A 25,997-nucleotide genomic window follows, 5' to 3' on the forward strand; every position below is an offset into this window, starting at 1 on the left:
CATCGTTGATATTTATTAGATTCTCAAAGTTTAAAATGCCCATAATCAACTCAACATACAATCCACCGTTTCTGTTTAAAAGCGGCCACATATCTACTATTTACTCAGGGTTACTTAGAAAAGTTGAAAATCTGGACCAAATACGTATTAGAATCAATTTGCCAGACACTGATTATTTGGATCTGGATTGGAGTTATTCCAAAACTTCTTCTAAAAAATTAGTTCTTATCATTCATGGTCTCGAAGGCAGTTCTAAAAGGGCTTATATTAAAGGAAGTGCAAAAGCACTTACAGAATCGGGTTTCGATGTTTGCGCCATTAATTTAAGAGGTTGCAGCGGCACAATGAATAATCTATATCGTTCTTACCATTCTGGCGCAACAGAAGATTTACATGCTGTTATAAGTTATGTATTACAACTGGACCAATACCCTTCTATATTTCTTCATGGGTTTAGTCTGGGCGGTAACCTTTTATTAAAGTATTTAGGCGAGCAACGAGAATTACCAAAAGAAATAATAGGCGCCGTTGCCATATCAGTTCCATGCCAATTAGCAGATTCCCTTCATCATTTATTACAATTTAAAAATATCTTATACGCCAAAAGGTTCAAAGGAAATCTTATAAAGAAATTGAAATTAAAACAACAGTTATTTCCCGATCATATTTCGGATACCGATATAGAAGCCATTAAAACCCTTAAAGATTTTGATGATTTTTATACTAGTAAAGCACATGGTTTTACTGATGCCATGGATTACTATAAAAAAAGTAGCAGTCTTCAATTTCTTGAAGCAATTAACATACCTACCTTAATTATTAATGCTAAAAATGACTCTTTTTTAGGAAAGGAATGCTACCCTATAGCCATTGCCGACCAACATAAATATCTGTTTCTAGAAATACCCAAGTATGGTGGTCATGTTGGTTTTTATGGCCCCAATAACTATACCTATTCTGAAAAAAGAACTATAGAATTCCTTACAGCTATTAAGTAGATAAATAATTTGTACTTGAATAAATTTAATATTAGTTACTCAAATTGTTATTTGCTTAAATTTAAAAGTTAAATCGATAATACTACCAGATTAAAACGCACTGTAACCCGTAAAAATTCATATATTAGTCCTTCAATTATTGAACAACACAAAATATAATATTATAAGTATGCGTAAATTATTCACTTTAGTAGCACTTAGCGCACTGATAATCAGCTGTGGTGAGAAAAAAGAAGAGAAAAAAGAAGGTTTTGAAATGAACAGAACCAAAAAAGAAGTTAAAGCAGAAACTTCTACCGAAGGAGTACCGGTTGACTTGGACAATAAAGGTGTTGGACCAATTACCAGTTTAACTTTCGACGATACTGTAAATGCAGATATGGCGGCTGCCGGCAAAGAGAAATTCCAGGCAATATGTACTGCTTGTCATATGGCGGAACAACGTATGATCGGCCCTGCTTTAAAAGGTGTTTACGAACGTAGAAGTCCAGAATGGGTAATGAATATGATTCTCAATCCTGATAAAATGTTGAAAGAAGACCCTATAGCTAAAGCATTATTAAAAGAATACAATAATGCAATTATGCTTAATCAGAATTTAAATGAAGAAGAGGCTCGTAATATTGCAGAATACTTACGTACGCTGTAAACTTAAACGCCAACCTAATTATACCGAAAACCCTTTCATGAACATGAAAGGGTTTTCTTTTTACCCTATCAATATTGTAATTTAAAAATGTAGGTTTCTTATACTTTTTACGACCAAACTGTTGTAATACGAAATGATTATTATATGCAAAACGACAAAATAAAAATAGACATAGTTTCTGATGTTGCTTGCCCATGGTGTTATGTAGGTAAGAAAAGATTAGAAAAAGCAATACAAGAATGGGATGGTGCTGAAATAGAAATAGAATGGCACCCTTTTCAACTTGACCCAAATATTCCGAAAGAAGGATTAGATAGAGACACTTACCTTACCAATAAGTTTGGAAGTGTAGACGGTCCACTTGAAATGACCAAGCGTTTAGAAGAGAGTGGCAAGGAAGAAGGAATCAATTTTAATTTTGGAAAAAAATGGTTAGCGGTAAATACATTACCTCTTCATCAATTATTACATACAGCTGGTGAAGAAGGCTTTAAAGATGCGCTAAAAGAACGTCTTATGAAAGCATATTTTGATGAAAATCTTCATTTAAACGATGTTTCTGTTTTAAGTACTATTATGGCCGAATATGATTGGACATCAGAAAAAACAGAAAAAATTCTAAATGATGATTCCATTGCTTATACTGTTAAACAAGAAATTGCGCATTACCAGCATCGTGGTGTTAATAGCGTACCTTTCTTTATTATCAATGATAAGTTTGGTATTAGCGGCGCACAACCACCAGCTGCATTTTTAGAAGCTTTTAAACAAGTAGCTCCATTAAAAATTATAGCTACAGGAGAAAGTTGTGACCCATCTACTGGAATTTGCTAACTTAACATTAGCTGAAAATCAATATTAATTTATAAAACAAAAGATATGAAAGCATCATTTTCTGATATCATAAAAGGAGATACACCAGTTTTAGTTGACTTTTTTGCCGATTGGTGTGGACCATGTAAAACACTAGCCCCTATTCTAAAAGATGTAAAAGGAGATTTAGGCGACGCTATTAAAGTCGTTAAAATCGACGTAGATAAAAATCAAACTTTAGCCTCTCAATATCAAGTTAGGGGTGTACCTACTATGATTCTTTTTAAAGACGGAAAACAAGTTTGGAGACAATCTGGGGTAGTGCCAAAAAATGAACTTTTGCAGATTATAAAATCCAATTAATAGAATTTTAAACATACTGGACTAGGCAAATCAACCTGGCTTACAAAACTTAGAGTACCATTCTCTGCATCTCTATTAAAAACAACAATATTGTTACTTCGTTGATTTGCTACCAGTAGATATTTCCCTGTTGGGTCAATAGTAAAATTTCTTGGCCAATCGCCTATAACAGACTCTCTACCTACCAGTTTTAATTTTCCTGTAATTTGATCTACCTCAAAAATTACTACAGTATTTTCTCCTCTGTTGGTTCCGTACAAATATTTTCCGTCTGGCGATAAATGAAGATCCGCACAATAACTTTCCCCTTTAAAATCCGAGGCTACTGTATCATAGGTTTCTTTACCATAATATTTACCCTCATCTTTCTTAAACATGGTTATTGTAGAATTTAATTCATTAATAACATAAAGAAATTCTGCATCCTTAGAGATTACAAAATGTCTAGGACCAGCACCCTCGGCAACTACTAATTCTTTTTGTTCGCTTGAAACAAACTTGCCATCAAATTCCTTATATCTTTTAATACGGTCTAAACCTAAATCCGACACTATTAATTCATCATTTAAGAAAGCTGCCATGTGCGCATGTGCCGTTCTACTTGTGTCTAATACCTTGTGGTCTATAACTTGTGGAGACGGCTTAAGATTCCCATTATCCAAAGCGCTAAATACCGCTACATTTCCTCCTGTATAATTTGCTACTGCAACTAATTTACCATCATCACTAACACCTACAAAACAGGGATGGGCGCCATGTGTAGATTGTACAGCTACTTCGGTAAGTGTAGTATCTTTTACTCTAAATGTGGTAATTGAACCATCTTCGTTTTTATAATTGTCCACCTCACTTACGGCATATAAAGAATTTTTATCCGGAGAAAATGCTAGGTAAGAAGGGCTTTTAATTTTCGCCGCTAATGATTTATTGGTCAACTCACCTGTGTCTAGATTTAAACTATATCTATATATGCCTTCACTCCCATTATCCGTATACGTTCCCACAAATAATACCTCTTCAATTTTTGACTCTTCCATTTTACAACTGTTTAAAATTACCAACCCAATAATTGCAATGAGTAAACCTACTTTATTCTTCATATTTCTAATGTTCTACTTTGAGCATACTCAACTTTGAAAGATGGAAAATAGCTCTAAATAATAAATGTATAAAAGAAATGTTCAAATATTAAGTACAATTCTTTAATGTAACAAAGCCTTCAATTTTACTACATATAAGAAAGAATGAAAAATGGGATATAGCGGACAACCAATGAAAGTAATAAAGGCAAATAGGGCCTTACTAAAAAAAAGTAAAAACTTTAGAGAGTTACGCAAAGATTATTTAAACTATTCGCAAGAAACCAAATTACACTTTAAAGAACTCACCGATGTTGAGCGTAAAATAGTACGTGATAAAATAAGAGCACAAGCGAAAAAGGATAGCCTACAAGAAATAGGAATATATATTCTTTCTATAACAATCGTTTTAGGAGCCTTTTATGCTATCTTTTATTTTGGATAATAATTTATATCCTAAAACATGATGTTTAATTCCCGTTACTTCACCCTATAATTTATCGACCATTACTTTGTAAGTAGGGTCCTCCATTACATTTACATCTATAATGTCTTCTGCATTTGCTAATAAGCGAATACAATCTTTACTTAAATAACGTAAATGTACCTTCTTACCTACTTTGGAGTATCGTTCTGTAATCTTATTCAAGGCTTCTATTCCGCTCATATCTGCAACACGGCTCTCTTTAAAGTCGATAATTACCTCACTTGGGTCTCCTTGAACATCGAATTTTTCACTAAAAAGCGTGGTAGAGCCAAAGAATAAAGGACCATAGATTTCATAATGCTTTACTCCATTTTCATCCACATATTTTCTTGCACGAATTCTTTTTGCATTCTCCCAAGAATATGCCAATGCAGAAATAACTACACCTAACAAAACAGCTACTGCCAAGTTATGTGTAATTGCGGTAATCAAAGTCACCAATACCATAACTACAACATCTGAATTTGGCATTTTTCTAAAAGTCTTAAAGCTAGCCCATTCAAAAGTACCTATGGCCACCATAAACATTAAGCCAACCAATGCTGCCATTGGCAAACGCTCAATTACACTGGAACCAAACATGATAAATACCAATAACATAACCGCTGCGGTAATACCAGACAATCTTGCTCTTGCACCAGACGATGTATTAATTAAACTTTGACCGATCATAGCGCAGCCTCCCATACCGGATAAGAATCCTGATAAAATGTTAGCTGAACCTTGTGCTACACATTCCCTATTACTACTACCTCTAGTTTCGGTAATTTCATCTATAATATTTAAGGTCAATAAACTCTCTATTAAACCAACACCCGCTACAATTGCTGCAAACGGGAAAATGATTTTAAAAGATTCGAATGTCAACGGTATCTGTGGAATAGATAATGGTGGAAAACCACCCTTAATAGACTCACCTTCTCTCATGGTATCCGCTACGGTTAATGTATCTATACTGAACCCGATAACTATGGCAGAAACAACTACAATTGCGACCAGGGAAGAAGGTACTGCCTTTGTTAACTTTGGTAATCCCCATATAATTAACATGGTCAATACTGTTAACCCTAACATCATAGCCATATTCATACCTGTTAGTAGTTGGTCTGTTCCTTTCTGATAAAAATTAGGAAACTGAGCCATAAATATGATAATCGCTAAACCGTTTACAAAACCAAACATTACCGGATGCGGTACTAAACGAATGAATTTTCCTAAACGTAATACTCCCGCTAATATTTGTAAAACACCCGCCACAATTACAGTAGCAAAAACATAATTTAAAATGGTCTCTGGCTCTATTCCAGGGAAGTTTCTTTTCAATTCTAATATCAACCCGATGAAAACAACCGCTACTGCACCTGTAGCACCAGAAATCATGCCTGGTCTACCTCCGAAAATTGAGGTTATCAAAGCTAGGACAAATGCCGCGTATAATCCTGTTAAAGGCGAAAAACCTGGTATTAATGCAAAAGCAATAGCCTCGGGCACTAAGGCCAATGCTACCGTTAATCCTGATAGGATTTCTGTTTTATAATCTACTTTTTGTTTAAAATTGAATAAATTGAAAATCTTCGCCATGTACCTCTAACTTTAAAGGGCGCAAAAATAGTAATATTTACCGGCCTCACCACAAACATGCTGATTATTACCAAATTATCTATCTACCAGCTCTTTAATCCCAATAATTTCTCTCCTATGGGAGATAATTTAGCAGTATCATATTTAGTTTGTTCCCAATTACGTGGATCACCAGGAAATGCATAACCTTCTGGCGCAATTTTATTTTTCCAAGAGTTTACCCTCCAATTACGCATTTCTTCATTTTCTGGCTCTGCAGGCATCATTGAAATATACTGTGCTATTCTAACTTTATCCTTCGACTTATTTGGTCTAATACCATGTGGTTCGGTGCTATTGAAAATCAGTAAATCACCTGCCATCATTTTCACTTTTACAATTTTATCTTCTAAACCCTCTAATGAAGGTTGAAAATGGTCTCGGTCTTCTGGCTGCGTTAATTTCCACGAATCGTAATTACGGTATAACCATGGTATACATTGAAATCCACCCATATTCTCATCATCTTGATCAGCCAATGCTAATACTCCTTGCACGTTTTGCGGTTTGGTTTCTGGATCATAATCCCAATGTATAAATCCTTTATTATCTACTCCTGGTGGTAATGGAAAATTAAGATTTGCGCGATCAATAGTTACCCATAATTTTTCTGTTCCCCAAACATCTACAAAGGCATCATATACTCTTTGTGTTTGTCTATTGTTCCATAAATGTTGATGGTTATACACCTCAACCATGCCTGTTCCTGTTAATTCTTTCATTTGTATTTCTGCTCGTGGTGGCGCATACCATGTTGAAGTATCTGTGGGACTCTTTTCATCAAACTCCCATAAAAAATCTGCAGTAGCTTTTGCTTGCTCTAGAGGTACAGCATTTTTTATGACAATATATCCATTCTCCTTCCAGAATTTCCAATCTTCTTCGCTGAGTACACGAAGTGATTTGCCGTTAGATCTATCGTTTAAGTTTTGCTTACTGCTTGTTGCCGTTGATGGATTACCTGGTATATCTTTGTGCGCTTTATTACCCTGTTCCACTTTGTTGTTTGTCTGTTGCATTAGTATAAAAATTTAAGGTTGAACTATAGTATAAAACTACTGAGCCTTAGCAACTTGAACTACCGTAATATTGACCACTATTTGAACTATATTGATTAAAAACAATCATTATGACAAAATTATGCGCAATTTTGTTACATTTAGCTCATGAAAATTGAGTTAGAAACTATTGAGCCAGTAAGTAAAAGTCCGTTTCGTTTACTGCACGACCCCAAACTGAGTCATCTCTTTTATTGGCATTTTCACCCTGAATATGAAATCGTTTATATAGAAGGTGCTAATGGAACAAGGCATGTAGGCGACCATATTTCCGAATATGAAGAAACCGATTTGGTTCTAATAGGTTCTAATATACCACACCTAAATTTTGACTATGGTGTAAAAACAACGTACCGTGAAGAAGTTGTACATATAAAGCCTTCTTTTAAAAGTACTTTTGTAGACCCTATTCCAGAACTGCAAAGCTTAAATAGATTACTAGATTTATCTAGATACGGAATTGCTTTTCACGGGGAAACTAAAAAAGTGGTGGGCAAATTATTAAAGGAACTACACACCTTAAAACCTTTTGAATATTTTATGGCAATCATGAATATTCTTAAAAGATTATCTCAAAGTAACGAATTTGAATTGCTGCATAAGAAACCTTATAAGAATAGATATAGCAAAAAAGAACAAAGTAGAATTCGTGATATTTATGCCTTAATTGATGAACGCTACCAAGGTAAAATTTCGGTTGATGAAGTTGCCAAATTTTGCAATTTAACCAAGCCCGCTTTTTGCCGCTATTTTAAAAAAGCAACAGGAAGTACTTTTATTGAGTTCTTAAATCAATATCGTATTAGTCAATCTAAACGTTTACTACTTTCCGGTAAGAATGTTAGTGAAACATGTTTTGAATGCGGATTTGAAAGCTTGTCATATTTCAATAGAACGTTTAAAAAAGTAACGGGAGAAAATCCATCGGCATTTAAAAAGAGGTTACAGGGTAATTAAATGAATTAGAATTCTTTGCAATTGAGGAAACATTTAAAGTGAGTCTCTATTATTTTTAGAAGAGTACAATGCAAACCTTGATCCTCAATTTCAATGGATTGGTTATAACTTCTAAAATTTAATTATGGAAATTTTCGACCCGCTTTCATTTAAAACCGTTGGACAAATATGTGTTGCTGCGTTTTTTGTCTATTTATACATGATGTTCATTACCCTCGTTACAGGCAAAAGAACATTCGCCAAAATGACAAGTTTTGATTTTGCGGTAACAATTGCCATGGGTTCTATTTTAGCCGATGCGGTCAACAAACCTGTCTCAAACTTAATGCCCGCTATGGTTTCTATAGCATTGCTTGCAGGTTTACAAGCTTTATTTGCCAAACTACTATCATCATCTACTACTGTCCAAAAAGTAATTACCAATACGCCTATTTTATTAATGGAAAATGGCACTATCCTTAAAGACAATATGAAAAAGGCATTAGTAAGCCAAGCCGATTTAATGGGGAAATTACGTGAAGCCAACGTTTTACAGCTATCTCAAGTTAAAGCTGTTATCTTCGAAACAACAGGAGACATATCTGTTTTGCATACGGATAAACAAATGGAAATCGATGCTATTATAATTGAAGATGTTAAATACAACCTATAAAAAATGCCCTTTTAAAAGGGCATTCTTAAGACAATTAACCTAAAAACTATTTTGCTTTCTTTCGTTCTACATTCATAGTAGGATTAGACGTTTTAATTCTCTTTTTGCTTTCAACACCTTTTCCAGATTTTAAATACTCTTGATATCCTCTACCTCTAAACTCATATGTTGTACCACTATCTGGGTGGTATAATTCTATTGTACTATCATTTATTACATATAATTCAAAATAATCGTCCCCGAAAAAATCGTAGTCCAATGTCAAGGTTTTTAAAGAATTATCACCTTGCACATTGTACACTTCATAATTTCCTTCAAAATCCCACTGTAAATTTGAAATACTAGTGTTTGGAGCATCTATAGATGACCTAAAAAAGCTAGGTAAAAACTGTAGATAGTTCTCGTTATCGAAATCATTTAAAGCTCCAGACTCACTAGTGTATATCTTTTCCCAAGCATCATACTCTTGTATAAAGTAGTTGATGTTATCATAGAACACCATATCATAATCGAATCTATTTGTTTGGTATCCTTTTAAATAATATGATGTATCTGAACTGGCATCATATAATTCAATTGTGTTATTATTAACCGCATAAACCTCTAAAAACCATGATCCATCAATATCGTGATCAATATCAACAGTACCTCTAAGCGTGCCATAAGTACCTACATCAATACCTAAACCACCACCCGTTTTACCAATACCAACTATATTATTGTTTGCATACAAAACTCCGCGATTAAAAGACACTGTAAAAGCCCTTTGCAAAAAAGGAACTTCGCCATTTCCACGTGTTGCATTTATATCCACATACCATAAATCATAGCTTTGTAAAACTTGATCGGTATTGAAAGCCGACTCTTCTATAAAATCATCTTCAATAATTACTTCTGTATAACAAGAAACCATTAAAGTGGCTAGTAAGAAATATCCCGTAAGTAGTTTTATTGTTTTCATATGATTTTATTTAATTGATTATTAATCATAAAACAATCTCTATGCCACAATTTTACAACACTAATATTTAACTAATAACGAACAAGTAAATATTTGGTAAATTTACCATATGAAAAAGGACGCAAAATTTGCAGTATTGGGCGGTGGTAGCTGGGCTACCGCTATCGTAAAAATGTTAACCAACAACCAAGAAAAAGTAGGTTGGTACATGCGAAATACTGATGCAATTGAGCATATTAAAACTCAAAAACACAATCCTAATTACCTTACTTCTGTTGAGTTTAAAACGGAGCAATTACTATTGACAGATGATATTAACGAGGCAGTAAATTTTGCTGATGTATTAGTGTTTGCCATCCCATCTGCTTTTTTAGTTGGTGAATTAGAAAAATTAACAACGCCATTAAAAGGAAAAATAATCTTTTCGGCTATTAAAGGTATTGTTCCAGAATCTGGATTGATAGTTGGTGAACATTTTCATGAAACTTATAAGATACCTTTTGACCATATAGGTGTTATTACAGGGCCATGCCATGCAGAAGAAGTTGCCATGGAACGTTTATCCTACTTAACCATTGCTTGTGCAGATAAAGAAAAAGCACAATTAGTTGCTAAAAATTTGTCTAGCAATTACATTAAAACTAATATCAGTAAAGATATTATTGGCACGGAATACGCAGCAATGTTGAAAAACATTTATGCAATAGCGGCGGGTATAGCTCACGGTTTAGGTTACGGAGATAATTTTCAGAGTGTATTAATGAGTAACGCAATTCGTGAGATGAAGCGTTACACAAAACGCATACATAACCTGGACCGGAACATTAATAAATCGGCTTATTTAGGTGATTTATTAGTTACTGGGTATTCTGTTTTTAGTCGTAATAGAATGTTCGGGAATATGATTGGTAAAGGCTACACGGTTAAAAGTGCCCAAATGGAAATGAACATGATTGCCGAAGGTTATTATGCCACAAAAAGTGCCTATGTTATAAAAGAGAACTTTAAGAAAAAGGTCAAAACTCCAATTATTGACGCAGTTTATAAAGTTCTCTATGAAAATAAGAATCCTAAAAAGGTGTTTCTTGAATTGACTGATAAGTTAGATTAATCATAATTTCCATATCTTAGAATACATCAAAGTTTTACACGTATGCGTTTTGGGATGTTTTCGATTTTTTTCTTGATTTTATATGCTTGTAATCCAACCCCAAAATATGAAACCATCGATGGAATCCTAGAAGTCCCCGAAAATCGTCAAAACCCTGATTCTCGTACATTAAAATTAGTTTACAAAATCTTAAAGGCTAAAAAAGCTGATTCGCTAAAAGCACCCATTGTTTTACTACAGGGTGGCCCTGGAGGAGCAACCATAACAATGGAAGCCTTTTGGGAAAATAATCCGCTTAGAGATGATAGAGATATTGTACTAATGGATCAACGCGGCACAGGTGAGTCACAAGCAAACTGTACAGATATTGGCAAGGCTATGTTTAACATTTTACGACAAGACCTCACTCAAGAAGGAGAAATTAAAGCACTTGATTCAGTATTCTCAGAATGCAAGAAGACAATGAAAAAAAATAGGGTTGACCTTGCGGGGTACAATAGCAAAGAAAATGCCGCTGATTTTGAAGATTTACGAATAGCTTTAGGATATGATAAATGGAACCTTTTTGGAGGTTCTTATGGTTCTCGACTAGGATTGACTATCATGCGAGATTTTCCAAACAGTGTTCGTAGTTCAGTACTTGCTTCAATTCTGGCACCTGAAACGAATTTTTTTAATGCTACTATACGGAATTTGGAAAACTCTCTTTTTTCTGTACTGGAGCTCTGCGACCAGAATGAGGATTGCAATAATCAATATCCAAATTTAAAAAATCGTTTATTGAAAACATTGAAAAAGCTACAAACGGAACCTTTACGTTTAGACTATGAAGACAAGGCGTTCGTATTAAATAGTCAAGATGCGTTGATATTATTATTTATGAATCTTTACGATCGTAATTCCATTAGCTCCATACCTTTACTTATTAATGCATTGGAAAAAGGAGAACCTAAACCCCTTAAAAATGCAATAAAAAATATTGGAGACATGTATAATTTTATTAATTGGTCAATGAACTATTCTGTGATGGTTTACGAAGAACTCCCGTTTTATGATGCTGCTGCTTTAAAAAAAGAAGTAAAACAGTCTACAATTATTGAATTTGATTCCATTTCCTTTGCTTTAAGTGACAAGCTAGCGGCTAATTGGCATTCTTTTAGAGCAACGGATTTTGAAAACCAACCTGTGGTTTCGGAAATTCCAACTTTAATAGCGAGTGGCGGTTTAGACCATGTAACGCCTCCAAGCAATGCAACTGAAGCTTTAAAACATTTGAAAAATGGATATGGAATTTTATTTCCAGATGAAGGTCACAATATCATGAATCCTTGTTTTCTTAAAATCGCGAAAGAATTTATAAATAATCCTTCGCAAAAACCCAATATAGATTGTAGTTCCATAAGAAAACCTATTGAATGGGATTTATCACCTTCTTTCTAACGAAAAATCCGAATGCTCCTTTAATTCAGCATTCAAAATAGTTCTCCACTCTTCTATCTTTGTATCCGGAACTTTAAATTTATTTTGAAATTCTTTTAAAATGGGCTCCATTAGGGTTCTAACACTATCAATATCAAAATACAACCTACCGGTTCTTCTTATAAAGAAATCCATAGGGTTTTGTACCATTTCATAATCAATACCAAAAGCCAACTCCGCCTTTGCTAAGCGAACATATTTATCTTTCTCATCTATTTTCGCGTAATTATTAAGAATCTTCTCCGTTTGCTTACCATAATTGGTGACTAAAAACCAGGCATCATACTCCGTAAATTTGCCGCCTTTAATCTTATCATAAACCTCTGAAATATATTTCTTTACATGTTTAAACTTTTTAAAATCGTCATTTCCACAAAGAAATATCTTTTCAGTAAAACATTCTTTTAATTCCGTATCATGTTCCTCTTCCATTTTCTTGGCAATGCGATCTACTACTCTCTCTGCCATTTTACGATACCCTGTTAACTTACCCCCTGCAATACTAATTAAGCCGGTATCCGAAACAAAAATCTCATCTTTACGCGATAATTCGGAAGCAGATTTGCCTTCTTCGTGTATTAAAGGTCGTAAACCGGCCCAAGAAGAAATAATATCTTCTAATTCTAGATTAATTGAAGGGAACATGTTGTTAACAGCAGAAATTAAATAAATAGCATCTGCTAAATCTGTTCTTACATTGTCCTTATCACTATTATAATTGGTATCCGTAGTACCTACATAAGTAATTTTACCTCTAGGAATAGCAAACATCATTCTACCATCTGGTATATCAAAATAACAAGACTGTTTCACAGGTAATTTCTCATATGGAAAAACTAAATGGACACCTTTCGTAAGATGTAATTGCTTTCCTTTTTTCGAATTATTTAAACTTCTTAACTCATCTACCCAAGGCCCTGCAGCACTAATTACATACTTTGCCTTAATTATAAATTCCTGACCCGTAGTTTCATCGGTAGCCTTAACACCTGCCACCTTTTCATCTTTATAAATAAAATTATTTACCCTAGCATAATTTAATGCTTGAGCTCCAAAAAGCAGGCTTGTTTTTATATTTTCTATGGTTAAACGAGCATCGTCAGTTCTATATTCGGCATAATACCCTGCTCCATTAAGAATCTTTTTTGGTAACAATGGCTCTAATTTCATAGCCTCTTTTTTCTCTAACATCTTGCGTTTGTCATCGCCTGTTACTTGTGCAAGAATATCGTACACTTTAAGCCCAATAGAGGTTAACCATTTACCGTAAGAACCATTTTCAATTAATGGTAATAACATTTTTTCTGGCAATACTAAGTGTGGTGCTAATTTGTGTACAATGGCACGTTCAGAACCTACTTCTTTTACTAACCAAAAATCGAACTGCTTTAAATATCGTAGCCCACCATGTATTAATTTTGTAGACTTACTACTAGTACCTGAAGCAAAATCCCCTTTTTCTAACAATGCTACTTTTAAACCCCTAGAAGCTGCATCTAAAGCAATACCGCCACCTGTAATCCCTCCTCCAATCACCACCAAATCAAATTCTTCTGACTCAAGGTTTTCAATTATTTTATGACGTTTTAAATTCGTGAATTTTATATTCTTCATTAGTTGCTGTCTTTTAATATGAAAGAAGTATTCTAGTCGTTATTCGAACAAGACCTTACTCCATATTCAAAGATATGAAGGGACCTTCCTTATATATTAATTAATAAATTAATTAATTGTAAAATTAAAGTTTAGACCTATTCCCCGTCTTCCCACCCTTTAGTACGTTCTACTGCTTTTTGCCACTTTTTATACAGTCGTTTTCTTTTAACACGATCAAACGTAGGTTTAAAAATACGGTTCATTGGTCTGTTTTGATCAATATCGGTTTTTTTCCAAAATCCAACTTGAATACCCGCCAAAAATGCAGCCCCCATTGCAGTAGATTCAATTATTTCAGGGCGGTGTACTTCTGAATCCAATATATCAGCTTGAAATTGCATTAAATGATTATTGGCACATGCCCCACCATCTACCCTAAGGTTTTTTAATTGAATCCCAGAATCATCTTCCATAGCCTTTAAAATATCTTTCGTTTGGTATGCCAGCGCTTCTAAAGTAGCTTTAGCTAAATGTGCCTTTCCTGTATCCCTAGTTAAACCGAAAACTGCTCCTCTTGCATACATGTCCCAATATGGTGCTCCTAGACCCGCAAAAGCAGGAACTACATAGACAGGGTTCTCGCCTTCAATTGAATTTGCCAGTTCTTCTGTTTCCTTAGCATCTTTTATTAACTCCAGGCCATCTCGCAACCACTGTATGGCCGCACCTGCAATAAAAATACTGCCTTCTAAGGCATAATTTACTTTACCATCTATACCATAAGCAATTGTCGTTAACAAACCATTTTTAGAGAACTGAGGTTCTTCTCCTGTATTCATTAACATAAAACAACCCGTCCCGTACGTGTTTTTTGCCGACCCTTTATTGAAACAAGCTTGACCAAAAAGAGCTGCCTGCTGATCACCGGCAATACCAGCAATTGGTATTTTTACACCTTCTATCTCATAATCTCCAAAATACGCTGCTGATGGTTTTACTTCTGGCAGCATAGTTTTAAGAATACCTAGAGCTTTAAGCATTTTATCATCCCATTTAAGATTTACTATGTCATAAATCATGGTTCTAGAGGCATTGGTATAATCCGTACAATGCCTATGGTCTTTTGTCATATTCCACACCAACCAAGTATCTATGGTGCCCATTAAAAGATCACCCGCTTCCGCTTTCTTTTTAGCGCCTTCTACATTATCTAAAATCCATTTTACTTTGGTTCCAGAAAAATAAGAATCAATTACAAGCCCAGTAGTCTTTTTTACATGTTCTGTTAATCCTAACTTTTTTAAATGTTCACAAATATCAGCGGTTCGTTTATCTTGCCAAACAATGGCATTATAAACAGGTTCTCCTGTATTTTTATCCCATACTACGGTAGTTTCTCTTTGGTTGGTAATACCGATACCAACTATTTCTGAAGGTTGTACTTTTTTATTTTTTAAGAGCTCTTGTAAAACTTCCATTTGAGATGAAACTATCTCTTTGGGATCATGCTCTACCCATCCTGATTTTGGAAATATCTGTTTGAATTCTTTTTGAACCATTCCTTGAATAGTTCCTTCATGGTCCACTAATAAAGCCCTAGAGCTTGTTGTACCCTGATCTAATGATATAATAAATTGCCTTGACATGTGCTTTGAGTTATTTCTCTAAATATAGCAGAATTTAAAGCTATTTCAAAGCAGCAAAAATGGAAGTGATTTGAAAAATTATGAAGTTCTATTAAAACTATATTCTCGCTCAACTAAACAAATGCGAACGGTGTAAGAATCGTACCAATTGGCAATGCCTTCTTTTTGGGCCAATAAGTGATCTGCTTGCTGTTTCCAATCTTGAATTGCATTTATACTTTCCCAATAACTTACAGTAATTCCTATTTGTTGTCGTGCACTTTCAATACCTATGAATCCAGGTTGCTTTTTCGCTAATTGCTCCATGAATTCTGCTATTTTACCATAACCATTATCACCTATTGTTCTGGTAGAAGTAAAAATAACTGCGTAATAAGGAGTAGTCATATTTTATTTAATAAACTCTTTTTCTACAAAATAAGAAACAATGGCTTCTTTCATCAATACTGTTTGCTCCCCAGCTTTTAAAGATGGTAGTTCTTCTACTACATTATAATGAGGCCAACCATCTTCATCAAAAAAACTAAACTCATAAAAACCGTACGGTTCCAACAGACGACAAATAGCTATATGCATTAAGTCTAGCTTATCATCTTTTTTATATTTTCTATGGTATTGACCAAGTTCCTGAACTCCGACCAAATAAATTATAGCATCTAATTCTAAAGGGTCTCCATCAGAAAATTTTGTAGATAATTTTTCTACTAAATTGCTCCATCGTTCCTTTAACTGTTCATCCCTTGCCATAGTTTCATATATCTGCTGTATTATACAGATTTTGCAAAGGTACTAATCAAAGTTCTATATTTGTTAAAACACTTCGCAAATGGGTCTTTTAGATATAATACTTGGAATTCCGTTAATTTGGGGTTTATGGAAAGGATATAAAAATGGTCTATTTATGGAAATAGCATCTATAGTGGCATTGGTAGCAGGTATCTTTGGAGCAATTCATTTCTCCTATATAACTGGTAATTACTTATCTGGACATTTAAATTGGGATGAACGCAACATGAGTATTATCGCCTTTATCATAACATTGATCCTTATTATTTTCATTGTCAACTTAATTGGGAAACTATTAACCAAGGTTGCCAATTTTGCAATGTTAGGCACTTTAAACAAAATTGCAGGTGGGATTTTTGGGACCTTAAAAGTAGCTATATTACTTGGTGCTGCTTTTATATTTTTTGATAGGATGGATACAACACTCAACTTAATTAACGAAGAAACAAAACAACAGTCTATCCTATACCAACCTATTAAGGATATCGGTGCATTAATTTTTGATAAGGTTCTGCAAACTCGAATAGATTCTGAAGAGCAACTTGATCCTACTATTTCTATTTAAAATACAACTTTTTAGTTATTATTCTTAATTATTGAACACTTTAACGAATAATCGTTTTGGAATTCTGCTTGCACTTATATTTTCAATAATATTAATGTATCGATAACCCAAATCGACAAGGGAACGTAGAACATTCTCGATAACATTACCTACTTCGCTACGCCGAGAGGCTAACTAAAAGACATTATATGAAAATGAGATTGCTTTACGCGGTCCCTGTCTTTTTATTACTTTTTCTTGGTTCTTGCACTAGTGACCCTATAGAGGAGGCACCTGTATTAGAAGCAGAAAATGTCATAAGTATTGAACAGGACCTATTGGAAATTGTAAATGAGCACAGGTTAAGTTTAAATACTAACATGCTCCAATTTAGTGATGTTGCTTATAAATATGCAAACATCCATACTGACTATATGATTACAAAAGGTAGCATTAGTCATGATAATTTTAGCTCTAGGGCATCAAACATCAACACAGAAATTGCTGTAGAAATAGTTGCGGAAAATGTTGCTAAAGATTACCGAACTGCTCTTGAGGCTTTTCAAGGTTGGTATCTTAGTAGTAGTCATAAGAAAACTATGGAAGGTGATTTTACCCATACAGGAATTAGTGTAAAGAAAGATGAACTTGGCAATTTCTATTTTACTCAATTGTTTTATAAAGAGTAGTTAAGTTTTTTCTTACTAAAAATGTAGTCTCGTTATTTAAAACACCCTAAGTCAATGACTAAACTGGGGTCAAGAGTTCTTTTTTATAGTTGAAGTGACGTTTTCAGCATTAAATGCACCTTTTTACGATGAAATTAAACTTACACTTCGTCGATAAGGGCTTATAAGCGCTAATTTTACAGCTTATCGACTTTTTTGTAACCTCCATAGATTATCTTCTTTTAAAAATAGTTCTTTGGGCTACTTTTGAGGTGTAATTAAATAATATATACCCCCAAAATGAAATTATCTCTACCTACATTGGCATTAATTCTTACATTATTATCTTCCTGTTCTAAATACGAAAACTTTGCAGGTTACGAAAAAAGTAACGATGCTCTTTCAACATCTGTAACTTTAGTTTCTTCTGACACTCATAGATCTATGGAGGCTGAACTTTTTGAAATGATAAATAACTACAGAGTAAGTATTGGATTAAATGAAATGGAATTTGAAAGCACAACATATTATTATGCAGGTATTCATACCAATTATATGATTGAAAAGGGAATCACCAGTCATGCTAAATTTGGTGAGCGTGCTGAAAATATTTCAAAAAGGACGGGTGCTGAATTTGTAGCAGAAAATGTTGCAAGAAACTATGATACATTAGAAGATGCTTTCGATGCATGGTTAGATAGTCCAGGACACAGAAAAAATATTGAGGGTGATTATACTCATTCCGCAATAAGCATTAAATTAAATAGTAATGGAGATATGTATTTTACACAATTATTCTATAGATAAATAATATTGGGAATATATTTTAAAGCCTTTGTAATACAAAGGCTTTTTTTATGCTTAACATTTAGGTAACGAAAAACAGATTTTCTAACTTTAATGTAAAATTATAATGATGAGCATTAAAGCACCTTTTAACCTTAATAAATGGATAGCGGAAAATAGAGGCCTACTAAAGCCACCTGTGGGTAATAGAAATTTATACAAAGATGCTGGCGATTATATTGTAATGATAGTAGCCGGACCAAATGCAAGAAAAGACTATCACTACAACGAAACGGAAGAACTTTTTTACCAGCTTGAAGGGGATATCGAAGTTCATATTCAAGAAAATGGTGAAAAGCACACTATGCAATTAGGTCCCGGCGACATGTATTTACACCCTGCAAAAGTACCTCATTCACCCGTTCGTAAAGAAGGCTCTATCGGATTAGTTATCGAGCGTAAAAGAGCCCATATGAATGTAGATGACGGTCTTTTATGGTTCTGCGACAATTGCAATCATAAATTATATGAAGCATATTTTACACTTAACGATATCGAAAAAGACTTCCTTTCTCATTTTAAGTACTTTTATAGTTCAAAAGATTTAAGAACTTGTGATAACTGCGGTACTGTAATGCCCATTGATGAACGTTTTATTGCCAAAGATCAATGATAATTACCGCCAAAATAATCACTGTAATCGTTGCCATTTTACATATCTACATTTTGTGGATGGAAATGTTTGCATGGACTACCAGAGGAAGAAAAGTTTTTAGAAATTTTCCTAAAGATCTATTTGAACCCACTAAGCAAATGGCCGCCAACCAAGGTCTATATAATGGTTTTTTAGCCGCCGGCCTTTTGTGGTCACTACTAATAAACAATAACGTATGGTCTGCAAATGTTGCTCTTTTCTTTTTGAGTTGCGTTTTTGTTGCAGGTGTATATGGAGCAATTTCGGTTACTAAGAAAATATTTATCATTCAAGGTATACCTGCATTACTAGGAATTATTCTTTGGAGTATTATAAAATTTTCATTGTAAACCTTTGAACTGGGTATTGCATTAAATTCTTTGTATTTTTGTAATATATTTAACAGAAATCGTAATAAAAGTTATAAAATGTCAAAAATAGCAACAGATTTTGGAATACATGATGCCTTAAAAAAACTAGGAGTCAACGATATTAACGATGGAACATCAACTGGATCAAACAATTTTTCTTCAGGTGACCTAATTTCATCTTATTCCCCAGTAGATGGCTCATTAATTGCCAAGGTGAAAACTACCACCAAAGCAGATTATGAAAAAGTTATGAGTACCGCTACCTCTGCTTTTAAAGAATGGAGAACAAAACCAGCACCTCAACGCGGTGAAATTGTTCGTCAATTTGGAGATAAACTAAGAGAACTTAAAGAACCTTTAGGGAAATTAGTTTCTTATGAAATGGGTAAAAGCTACCAAGAAGGTTTAGGAGAGGTTCAAGAAATGATAGATATCTGTGATTTTGCGGTTGGTCTTTCACGTCAATTACACGGATTAACTATGCACTCTGAAAGACCAGGTCATAGAATGTACGAACAATACCATTCACTTGGAGTTGTAGGTATAATTTCAGCTTTTAATTTCCCTGTAGCTGTTTGGGCATGGAATACGGCATTGGCATGGATTTGTGGAGATGTTTGTGTTTGGAAACCATCGGAAAAAACTCCTTTATGTGGCATTGCTTGTCAAAACATAGCAGCAGATGTATTTAAAGCAAATAATTTACCCGAAGGTATTTCTTGCCTTATTAACGGAGATTACAAAGTAGGTGAACTTATGACTCAAGATAATAGAATTCCATTGGTATCTGCCACTGGCTCTATTAGAATGGGTAAAATTGTTGCACAAGCCGTTGCTGCAAGACTGGGTAAATCGTTGTTAGAACTTGGCGGTAATAATGCTATTATAGTTACGCCAGATGCCGACTTAAAAATGACCGTTATTGGCGCTGTATTTGGTGCTGTAGGTACTGCCGGTCAACGATGTACTTCTACAAGAAGACTAATTATTCACGAATCTATGTATGATAAGGTAAAAGAAGCTGTAGTTGCTGCTTACCAACAATTAAGAATTGGAAATCCTTTAGATGAAAATAATCATGTGGGTCCATTAATTGACACTGATGCGGTTGCACAATATAAACTTGCATTGGAAAAAGTTGTTTCTGAAGGCGGTAAACTAATTGTTGAAGGTGGTGTATTAGAAGGTAAAGGTTACGAAAGTGGCTGTTATGTGAAGCCTGCTATCGCCGAAGCTAAAAACGATTTTGAAATTGTACAGCATGAAACTTTTGCACCTGTTCTATATTTATTAAAATATTCGGGTGATGTTGAAAATGCCATTGCTATTCAAAATGGTGTGGTTCAAGGTTTATCATCTGCAATTATGACTAATAATCTTCGTGAAGCGGAGCGTTTTCTTTCTGCATGGGGTAGCGATTGCGGTATAGCTAATGTAAACATTGGCACCTCTGGAGCTGAAATAGGTGGAGCCTTTGGTGGTGAAAAAGAAACTGGCGGTGGTAGAGAAAGCGGTTCTGATGCATGGAAAGTATATATGAGAAGACAAACCAATACTATTAATTATACCACAGAATTACCTTTAGCCCAGGGTATAAAGTTTGATCTATAAAATTTCAATAATTTCCTTTGTGTGTTGGCTTAAGCTGTTTTACCATTAGTAACCTTATGAGACCAGCTACCATGTAATAAGGTTTGAATGCCCAGTATTACAAACATGCAAAGGAAATTAATAATGCCCTTTATTCTTTTCTTCATCTGTAAAGTATATTATTCTCCTTATTAAATTATCAAAATATTCAATTCAGATAATTGAAATCTGTATGGCTAAACCATAATATTGTATAAATGGATTTTCTATAATTGAATTACTTAAATAAAAAAATCCTGTCGACTTATAGAAGACAGGATTTTTTAACCAACTAACTCAAAACTTTAAATGTAATTTCAGTGCCCAAACTTTGAGGGGAGAAACTAACATTTGAAATACTTACGTAAAATTGCAACTAAAAGACGTCACCAGTGTCACCTTTTTTACTTTCAAACACTATTACTGTATAGTTGGCAAACTATTAAGTATATCTGGAATTACACATAATCATTGATTGTAAGGTAATTAGCTTATAATGTTTTAACATTTTTAAGTTTTTTTTAATACATTGTGCCTCAAACACTAAACATTAATTACAATGACAAAAACAACAACCAATTTATTATTGATGTTGATTACCATTGTAGCTGGCACGTATTTCTATGTAACATGCTGTAGCGAATGCAATGCAGGAGCAGTCACTACAGAGCCATCCACAGAACAGGTAATCATCAAAGAACCAGAGGCTACTGCATATCCGTTTGCAATTGACGGCAACGGATTTACTTATAACACTAATGATAATTACAATTTTAATTTGTCCTCTCAAACTTTTCTAACGCCTTTAAGCTTAGAATTAAAAAATGGTGTCAATAGTTTAAAAGAACATTTAGGAACTAATGAGAATAATGTTATTAATGTTACCGGTTTTTACACAAGTGATGAAGAGAACAATACCGCATTTCCCAATTTAGGATTAGCACGCGCCAATAATATTAAAAATGATTTAGCCGCTAAAGGTATTCCTACAGCTCAAATCAATACGTTTGGAAAAATTATGGACGAAATGATTGCCAAAGATGGTACTTATTTGGGTGCTGCATCTTTTAGTCTTATAGAAAAATCAGCCACTGCCGACGACGAATTAAAAGCGCTTTATGAGAAGATTAAAGCAGACCCATTAATTCTATATTTTGATACTGCGGAAGCTTCTATAAGTTTAGATGCTACACAAAGACAAAAAGTTGCAGATATTTCTAGATATTTAGATAAGGTTGCCGGTGCTACAACTAGTGTAGTTGGCCATACAGATGCTACAGGACAAGCAAGCACAAATATGAGACTTGGCCAAGATCGAGCAGATTTTGCTAAAAATTATTTAATGACAAACGGTATTGCTTCAGACAAGATCATTGCAACTTCTAAAGGGCATTCTCAACCAATTGCTAATAATACTACGGAAGAAGGAAGAGAAAAAAACAGAAGAACCGTAATCACTTTAAACTAAAACATACACTAATCCTATAAATAAATAAATCATGAATTTTGAAAATATGAATATTTGGTGCTGGCTAATTCCGGCTTTATGTGGTATCATCTGTGGTATCTTGGGCTACCTAATTGGTAAAGGCTCTGCTAAAGTTATAGATAATTCTACAGAAATATCCAGTCTTAAAGCTAGCAATAGCAAACTAAAAGCAGATTTAGATGCATGTAACCAAAAAGTAATAGCTGCTAGTAAGGTTGCACCACCTTCTCCAAGTACAAATTTAGGCACATCTGCCGCCTCTTTTGCTGCTGGTGCCGCTACAAGTAGTGCTTTGGAATTTAATGCTACGGCTGCTAAAGCCGCTTTTGGTAAAAACATTAAGCAAGATGATTTAAAAATTGTTGAAGGTATTGGTCCAAAAATTGAAGGGATGTTCAAAGACCATGGCATCAAAACCTGGAAAGCACTTTCTGAAGCTAGCCTTGTTGAATGTCAAAAAGTTTTGGACACAGGTGGAACAAGATATAAAATTCATGATCCAGCTTCTTGGCCAATGCAAGCTAAAATGTGTTATGAAGGAAAATGGTCAGAGCTTGTTAAATGGCAAGATGAACATAAACACGGTAAATTATAAACCTCAGTTTAAAACAAAAAATCCCGATCAATTATGATCGGGATTTTTTGTTTTATAATGCTCCGTTTGCTTCAACCCACTTAAAATGGTATTGGTCTTGCGGAAATTTCATGCGCTCTGCAATTCTCTCTAATCTTGCAGGTAGCTTAATTAAATATTCACGGGCTTTCTCAGCTTCTTCATTTAACGAACGAACACTTTCCAATTCCCAAAAAGCATTTAACTTACTTAAAATATCCACATAATCTTGTGCCGTATACACCCCTAAACGTTGCGCACAATTAGAAAAGTTTTCAAAAGCAGATCCTATTGTTCCACCAGATTCACGTAAAAAGTGTGCAGGCATAACTATTTTCCTTTTCATCATATCTGCAAATGCTATCATCATACCTGATGGGTCTTCACCAAAAATAGTCTTTACAAACTCTCTGTATGCTAAATGATGTCTCATTTCATCCCCTGCTATAATGGTACACATTTTACCTAGTAGTACATTTCCTTTTTTCTTAGCCATTTGCCCCACACGTTTATGAGAAATATTAGTAGCTAGTTCTTGAAATGAAGTATATACAAAATTCTTATAAGGATCACGGTCTGTACCAATATCAAATCCGTCAGATATTAAATGCTGTGTCGTTAATTCAACTTCTCGCATATTTACCCTTCCAGATAAATAAAGATATTTGTTCAACACATCACCATGTCTATTTTCTTCCGCTGTCCAAGCACGTACCCATTTTGCCCAACCGTTTGTTTTGTAATCGCCATGTTGGTCAATACCGACAACGTCCATTAACCATGATTCGTAAGTAGGCAATGCTTCTTCTGTAATGGTATCGGCTACCATAGTTACCCAAAAATCGTAACCCAATTCTTTAGACTCTTCTCTAAGCTGCTTTACTTCCTGTAAAAAAGTATCTTGTTCTGAATTAGGCAAAAAGTCAGTAGGCTGCCAAATATCTTCCGGTTTTATTAGAAAAGAATCCATAAAACCTTCTACCTTAGGCTCTAGAGCCTGCATTACTTCTAATCTTATATTTTTAATAGACATATCTTAAATTTTAACAATGATGGTAAATTACACTCGCTCATTTTATGTAAAGTTAATGGTTTTCTCAGTTTCTACCCTTTTCACCAGGATAAAAGGTGAAAACCGGTTCACTTTGCCAATATTCTTTAGTTTCCACATTAAATATGGTTAGCGGCCCTTTAAAGGCTGCACCTGTATCAATATTCCAAACATTAGCCGCATTTTGTGGCGTTGTTTCTCCTATGCGAGTAACTGGGGTATGACCGATATATATTTCTGAATAATTTTTAAGTCTTTTAGGGTAATATATATGATCTTCTTTTAAATCTTTATTTAAAGAAAGAGCTAGCTCCCACAGCGTACGGTCCCAATAAAAGGTCTTTTCAAAATATTCAAATTCTATTCCTTTTAAGTTAGTAAAACCTGCATGTAAAAACAACCTATTCTCATTATCTAAGTGGTAATTTACTAAACTTTCATAGAAATTTAAATGAACTTCTCTTAAATCCTCGGAAATAGAGGCATATGAATTAACTGTTGACTCACCACCATGCATAAACCATGTTGGGTTATCATCTGCCCCTGTCAGCCACTCATAGCAAAGCTCGTCATGATTGCCTCTTAAATATACACAATTAAACCGTTCTTTTAATTCCAATAAAAAATTTACCGTTTCTATTGCATCACTCCACCCATCAATATAATCCCCTAAAAATATTAGGGTGTCGTTTTCTGTAATATTTGCTTTTTCAATTACTTGTTTTAAAGCTTTTAACCCGGAATGTATATCCCCTACGACTAATGTTCTACTTAAACTCATTTAGCAAAAATCGCAAATACTCCTATTAACACAATAATAAAAAGCACTAAAAAGAAAATTTTCCAAAACGAATAAGGCCTAGTTCCGCTTAAAACACCCGTTTGTCCATTTATATAAAAATTAAACTCCTTGCCGTCATATCTATAAGTGCTTAAATAGATAGGAAGTAAAATGTGTTTAAATTTTTCATCGGACAATTTTATATCGGCATTTGCTATTCTTTGCGTATCCCCTCCTATATCTCGCCTGATCCAATTATAAGCTATATTTTTTGCTTCTTGAAAAGATTTGTGATGCCCCTCTTTAAGTGATACTGAATATTTTTCAGTAACAAAGCCAGATAAGTATTTAGAATTGAACACGACTAAATCTTTAAGGTTCCAAAAAGCAACTTTCCCAGGGATTTCTTTACGCTTTTTTTCAGATGCATTAATGAGAATATCATCTACAAAACCATCAACATTACCAGAAGCATAGGTCCATCTTGTTTTCTGAACTTGCCTAGTGCGTTTACCCTTATTACTATTATATGTTTCAGTTTCGTAATAATAATCGCCTCGTTGTCCTTGGTAAGATGCATCAAGATTAGCATCGAATGTCCAGTAAGGCACATACAAACCATGCAGCCCTTCTGGGTCTAAAGCCGCCTTTTTAAGGTTATCTGGAGCAAACCAAATTTTACCAACCCAATCCTTAAAAATAGATTGGGCCTTTTTTGCATCTAATTGAAATGGAACCAGAGCACCAGGTAAGATCCAACCTTCTTTCTCAATGTCTTCCCTAATTAAAGGTTCGCTACAGTAAACACAATTGAGTGATTTGAAATTCTCTTCTACATGCTGGTTAGCACCACAATTTTTACAGTGCAACAATTCAATAGTTTCGGTATATGCGTTTTCGCCTACAATCTTTAGGTAATGTTCTAACTCAAGTTCCTCAAAACTACTTTTAGATTGCTCAATAAATTCTTCATACCCACAATACTCGCAGGTAAGTTGATGCGAACCAGGTTTAAATTTTAACTCGGCACCACAATTGGCACAAGCCTTTTTATATTCCGATTTTTGAATATTATCCATAGATAGTTCCCCTTACTAATAGCTGTATTTATCTGCT

Annotated in this window: 28 protein-coding genes; 17 read left to right on the forward strand and 11 right to left on the reverse strand. The window is 34.3% G+C overall.

What is annotated here, in order from left to right; translation table 11 throughout:
- The first annotated feature begins 35 nt into the window (after window positions 1-35).
- The 4 genes from BTR34_RS07275 (at window position 36) to trxA (ending at window position 2,823) form a co-directional block, all read left to right on the forward strand.
- Window positions 36-998 (forward strand): YheT family hydrolase, encoded by a 963-nt coding sequence (locus BTR34_RS07275; RefSeq protein WP_068485388.1) that lies wholly within the window; start codon window positions 36-38, stop codon window positions 996-998.
- A 169-nt stretch (window positions 999-1,167) separates the two neighbouring features.
- Complete coding sequence (locus BTR34_RS07280; RefSeq protein WP_068485390.1) at window positions 1,168-1,647, forward strand: c-type cytochrome; 480 nt, start codon at window positions 1,168-1,170, stop codon at window positions 1,645-1,647.
- 144 nt (window positions 1,648-1,791) lie between these two features.
- A complete protein-coding gene (locus tag BTR34_RS07285) occupies window positions 1,792-2,481 on the forward strand; it encodes a DsbA family oxidoreductase (RefSeq protein WP_068485392.1) in 690 nt (229 codons plus the stop codon).
- Between the two features lie 45 nt (window positions 2,482-2,526).
- The gene (gene trxA, locus BTR34_RS07290) at window positions 2,527-2,823 is read left to right on the forward strand and encodes a thioredoxin (RefSeq protein ID WP_068485394.1); all 297 of its coding nucleotides are present in this window, start codon (window positions 2,527-2,529) and stop codon (window positions 2,821-2,823) included.
- On the opposite strand, the gene BTR34_RS07295 is transcribed toward trxA, so the two are convergent.
- Window positions 2,820-3,923, reverse strand: a complete 1,104-nt coding sequence (locus tag BTR34_RS07295) for a lactonase family protein (RefSeq protein ID WP_068485396.1) — start codon at window positions 3,921-3,923, stop codon at window positions 2,820-2,822. The genes trxA and BTR34_RS07295 overlap by 4 nt on opposite strands.
- 172 nt (window positions 3,924-4,095) lie before the next feature.
- Here BTR34_RS07295 and BTR34_RS07300 point away from each other — a divergent pair, with 172 nt between their 5' ends.
- Complete coding sequence (locus BTR34_RS07300) at window positions 4,096-4,347, forward strand: hypothetical protein (RefSeq protein ID WP_157493038.1); 252 nt, start codon at window positions 4,096-4,098, stop codon at window positions 4,345-4,347.
- 45 nt (window positions 4,348-4,392) lie between these two features.
- Here BTR34_RS07300 and BTR34_RS07305 read toward each other — a convergent pair whose 3' ends face one another.
- Together BTR34_RS07305 and BTR34_RS07310 are read right to left on the reverse strand one after the other, a co-directional pair.
- Entirely contained in the window at window positions 4,393-5,970 is a 1,578-nt protein-coding gene (locus BTR34_RS07305; RefSeq protein ID WP_068485398.1) for a SulP family inorganic anion transporter, read from the reverse strand.
- Window positions 5,971-6,053: 83 nt separating this feature from the next.
- Window positions 6,054-7,028 (reverse strand): phytanoyl-CoA dioxygenase family protein, encoded by a 975-nt coding sequence (locus tag BTR34_RS07310; RefSeq protein WP_068485400.1) that lies wholly within the window; start codon window positions 7,026-7,028, stop codon window positions 6,054-6,056.
- A 147-nt stretch (window positions 7,029-7,175) separates the two neighbouring features.
- Here BTR34_RS07310 and BTR34_RS07315 point away from each other — a divergent pair, with 147 nt between their 5' ends.
- Together BTR34_RS07315 and BTR34_RS07320 are read left to right on the forward strand one after the other, a co-directional pair.
- Window positions 7,176-8,024 carry a helix-turn-helix domain-containing protein gene (locus tag BTR34_RS07315; protein WP_068485402.1) on the forward strand — a complete coding sequence of 283 codons (849 nt, stop codon included), beginning with the start codon at window positions 7,176-7,178 and terminating at the stop codon, window positions 8,022-8,024.
- A 124-nt stretch (window positions 8,025-8,148) separates the two neighbouring features.
- Window positions 8,149-8,676, forward strand: coding sequence for a DUF421 domain-containing protein (locus BTR34_RS07320; protein WP_068485403.1), 528 nt, complete (start codon window positions 8,149-8,151; stop codon window positions 8,674-8,676).
- A 46-nt stretch (window positions 8,677-8,722) separates the two neighbouring features.
- On the opposite strand, the gene BTR34_RS07325 is transcribed toward BTR34_RS07320, so the two are convergent.
- Entirely contained in the window at window positions 8,723-9,637 is a 915-nt protein-coding gene (locus BTR34_RS07325) for a nicotinic acid mononucleotide adenyltransferase (RefSeq protein WP_068485405.1), read from the reverse strand.
- A 109-nt stretch (window positions 9,638-9,746) separates the two neighbouring features.
- On the opposite strand from BTR34_RS07325, the gene BTR34_RS07330 reads away from it, so the two are divergent.
- Together BTR34_RS07330 and BTR34_RS07335 are read left to right on the forward strand one after the other, a co-directional pair.
- On the forward strand, window positions 9,747-10,748 hold the full coding sequence (locus tag BTR34_RS07330) for an NAD(P)H-dependent glycerol-3-phosphate dehydrogenase (RefSeq protein ID WP_068485406.1): 1,002 nt from the start codon (window positions 9,747-9,749) through the stop codon (window positions 10,746-10,748).
- Window positions 10,749-10,802: 54 nt separating this feature from the next.
- Window positions 10,803-12,188, forward strand: coding sequence for an alpha/beta hydrolase (locus tag BTR34_RS07335; protein WP_068485408.1), 1,386 nt, complete (start codon window positions 10,803-10,805; stop codon window positions 12,186-12,188).
- Here the strand turns inward: BTR34_RS07335 and BTR34_RS07340 are convergent.
- The 4 genes from BTR34_RS07340 to BTR34_RS07355 form a co-directional block, all read right to left on the reverse strand.
- The gene (locus BTR34_RS07340) at window positions 12,174-13,841 is read right to left on the reverse strand and encodes a glycerol-3-phosphate dehydrogenase/oxidase (RefSeq protein ID WP_068485410.1); all 1,668 of its coding nucleotides are present in this window, start codon (window positions 13,839-13,841) and stop codon (window positions 12,174-12,176) included. The two genes, BTR34_RS07335 and BTR34_RS07340, sit on opposite strands and share 15 nt — an antisense overlap.
- 137 nt (window positions 13,842-13,978) lie before the next feature.
- Complete coding sequence (gene glpK / locus BTR34_RS07345; protein WP_068485413.1) at window positions 13,979-15,469, reverse strand: glycerol kinase GlpK; 1,491 nt, start codon at window positions 15,467-15,469, stop codon at window positions 13,979-13,981.
- Window positions 15,470-15,547: 78 nt separating this feature from the next.
- Window positions 15,548-15,856, reverse strand: a complete 309-nt coding sequence (locus BTR34_RS07350) for an antibiotic biosynthesis monooxygenase family protein (protein ID WP_068485415.1) — start codon at window positions 15,854-15,856, stop codon at window positions 15,548-15,550.
- A gap of 3 nt (window positions 15,857-15,859) precedes the next feature.
- A complete protein-coding gene (locus BTR34_RS07355) occupies window positions 15,860-16,216 on the reverse strand; it encodes a hypothetical protein (RefSeq protein ID WP_068485416.1) in 357 nt (118 codons plus the stop codon).
- 79 nt (window positions 16,217-16,295) lie between these two features.
- On the opposite strand from BTR34_RS07355, the gene BTR34_RS07360 reads away from it, so the two are divergent.
- The 8 genes from BTR34_RS07360 to BTR34_RS07395 all read left to right on the forward strand — a co-directional run bounded on the left by BTR34_RS07360 (window position 16,296) and on the right by BTR34_RS07395 (window position 23,031).
- Complete coding sequence (locus tag BTR34_RS07360; protein ID WP_068485417.1) at window positions 16,296-16,820, forward strand: CvpA family protein; 525 nt, start codon at window positions 16,296-16,298, stop codon at window positions 16,818-16,820.
- Window positions 16,821-17,008: 188 nt separating this feature from the next.
- The gene (locus BTR34_RS07365; RefSeq protein WP_068485418.1) at window positions 17,009-17,488 is read left to right on the forward strand and encodes a CAP domain-containing protein; all 480 of its coding nucleotides are present in this window, start codon (window positions 17,009-17,011) and stop codon (window positions 17,486-17,488) included.
- A gap of 279 nt (window positions 17,489-17,767) precedes the next feature.
- Window positions 17,768-18,274: a CAP domain-containing protein gene (locus tag BTR34_RS07370; protein WP_068485420.1), complete on the forward strand. Its 507-nt coding sequence runs from the start codon at window positions 17,768-17,770 to the stop codon at window positions 18,272-18,274.
- A 109-nt stretch (window positions 18,275-18,383) separates the two neighbouring features.
- Window positions 18,384-18,926 carry a 3-hydroxyanthranilate 3,4-dioxygenase gene (locus BTR34_RS07375; RefSeq protein WP_068485421.1) on the forward strand — a complete coding sequence of 181 codons (543 nt, stop codon included), beginning with the start codon at window positions 18,384-18,386 and terminating at the stop codon, window positions 18,924-18,926.
- Entirely contained in the window at window positions 18,923-19,297 is a 375-nt protein-coding gene (locus BTR34_RS07380; RefSeq protein WP_068485423.1) for a DUF1304 domain-containing protein, read from the forward strand. The genes BTR34_RS07375 and BTR34_RS07380 overlap by 4 nt, the downstream gene beginning before the upstream one ends.
- Before the next feature lie 78 nt (window positions 19,298-19,375).
- Window positions 19,376-20,929 carry an L-piperidine-6-carboxylate dehydrogenase gene (gene amaB / locus BTR34_RS07385; RefSeq protein ID WP_068485425.1) on the forward strand — a complete coding sequence of 518 codons (1,554 nt, stop codon included), beginning with the start codon at window positions 19,376-19,378 and terminating at the stop codon, window positions 20,927-20,929.
- 577 nt (window positions 20,930-21,506) lie between these two features.
- Window positions 21,507-22,415 (forward strand): OmpA family protein, encoded by a 909-nt coding sequence (locus BTR34_RS07390; RefSeq protein WP_068485427.1) that lies wholly within the window; start codon window positions 21,507-21,509, stop codon window positions 22,413-22,415.
- 31 nt (window positions 22,416-22,446) lie between these two features.
- Window positions 22,447-23,031, forward strand: coding sequence for a hypothetical protein (locus tag BTR34_RS07395; protein WP_068485429.1), 585 nt, complete (start codon window positions 22,447-22,449; stop codon window positions 23,029-23,031).
- A 52-nt stretch (window positions 23,032-23,083) separates the two neighbouring features.
- On the opposite strand, the gene BTR34_RS07400 is transcribed toward BTR34_RS07395, so the two are convergent.
- The 3 genes from BTR34_RS07400 to BTR34_RS07410 form a co-directional block, all read right to left on the reverse strand.
- Window positions 23,084-24,082 carry an acyl-ACP desaturase gene (locus BTR34_RS07400; RefSeq protein WP_068485430.1) on the reverse strand — a complete coding sequence of 333 codons (999 nt, stop codon included), beginning with the start codon at window positions 24,080-24,082 and terminating at the stop codon, window positions 23,084-23,086.
- A gap of 64 nt (window positions 24,083-24,146) precedes the next feature.
- The gene (locus BTR34_RS07405; protein WP_068485431.1) at window positions 24,147-24,881 is read right to left on the reverse strand and encodes a metallophosphoesterase family protein; all 735 of its coding nucleotides are present in this window, start codon (window positions 24,879-24,881) and stop codon (window positions 24,147-24,149) included.
- Complete coding sequence (locus tag BTR34_RS07410) at window positions 24,878-25,960, reverse strand: DNA helicase PriA (protein WP_068485432.1); 1,083 nt, start codon at window positions 25,958-25,960, stop codon at window positions 24,878-24,880. Before BTR34_RS07410 ends, BTR34_RS07405 begins: the two co-directional genes overlap by 4 nt.
- Window positions 25,961-25,997: the final 37 nt, after the last annotated feature.

It is taken from the genome of Maribacter hydrothermalis (genome assembly GCF_001913155.1).
In the GTDB taxonomy this organism is placed as follows: domain Bacteria; phylum Bacteroidota; class Bacteroidia; order Flavobacteriales; family Flavobacteriaceae; genus Maribacter; species Maribacter hydrothermalis.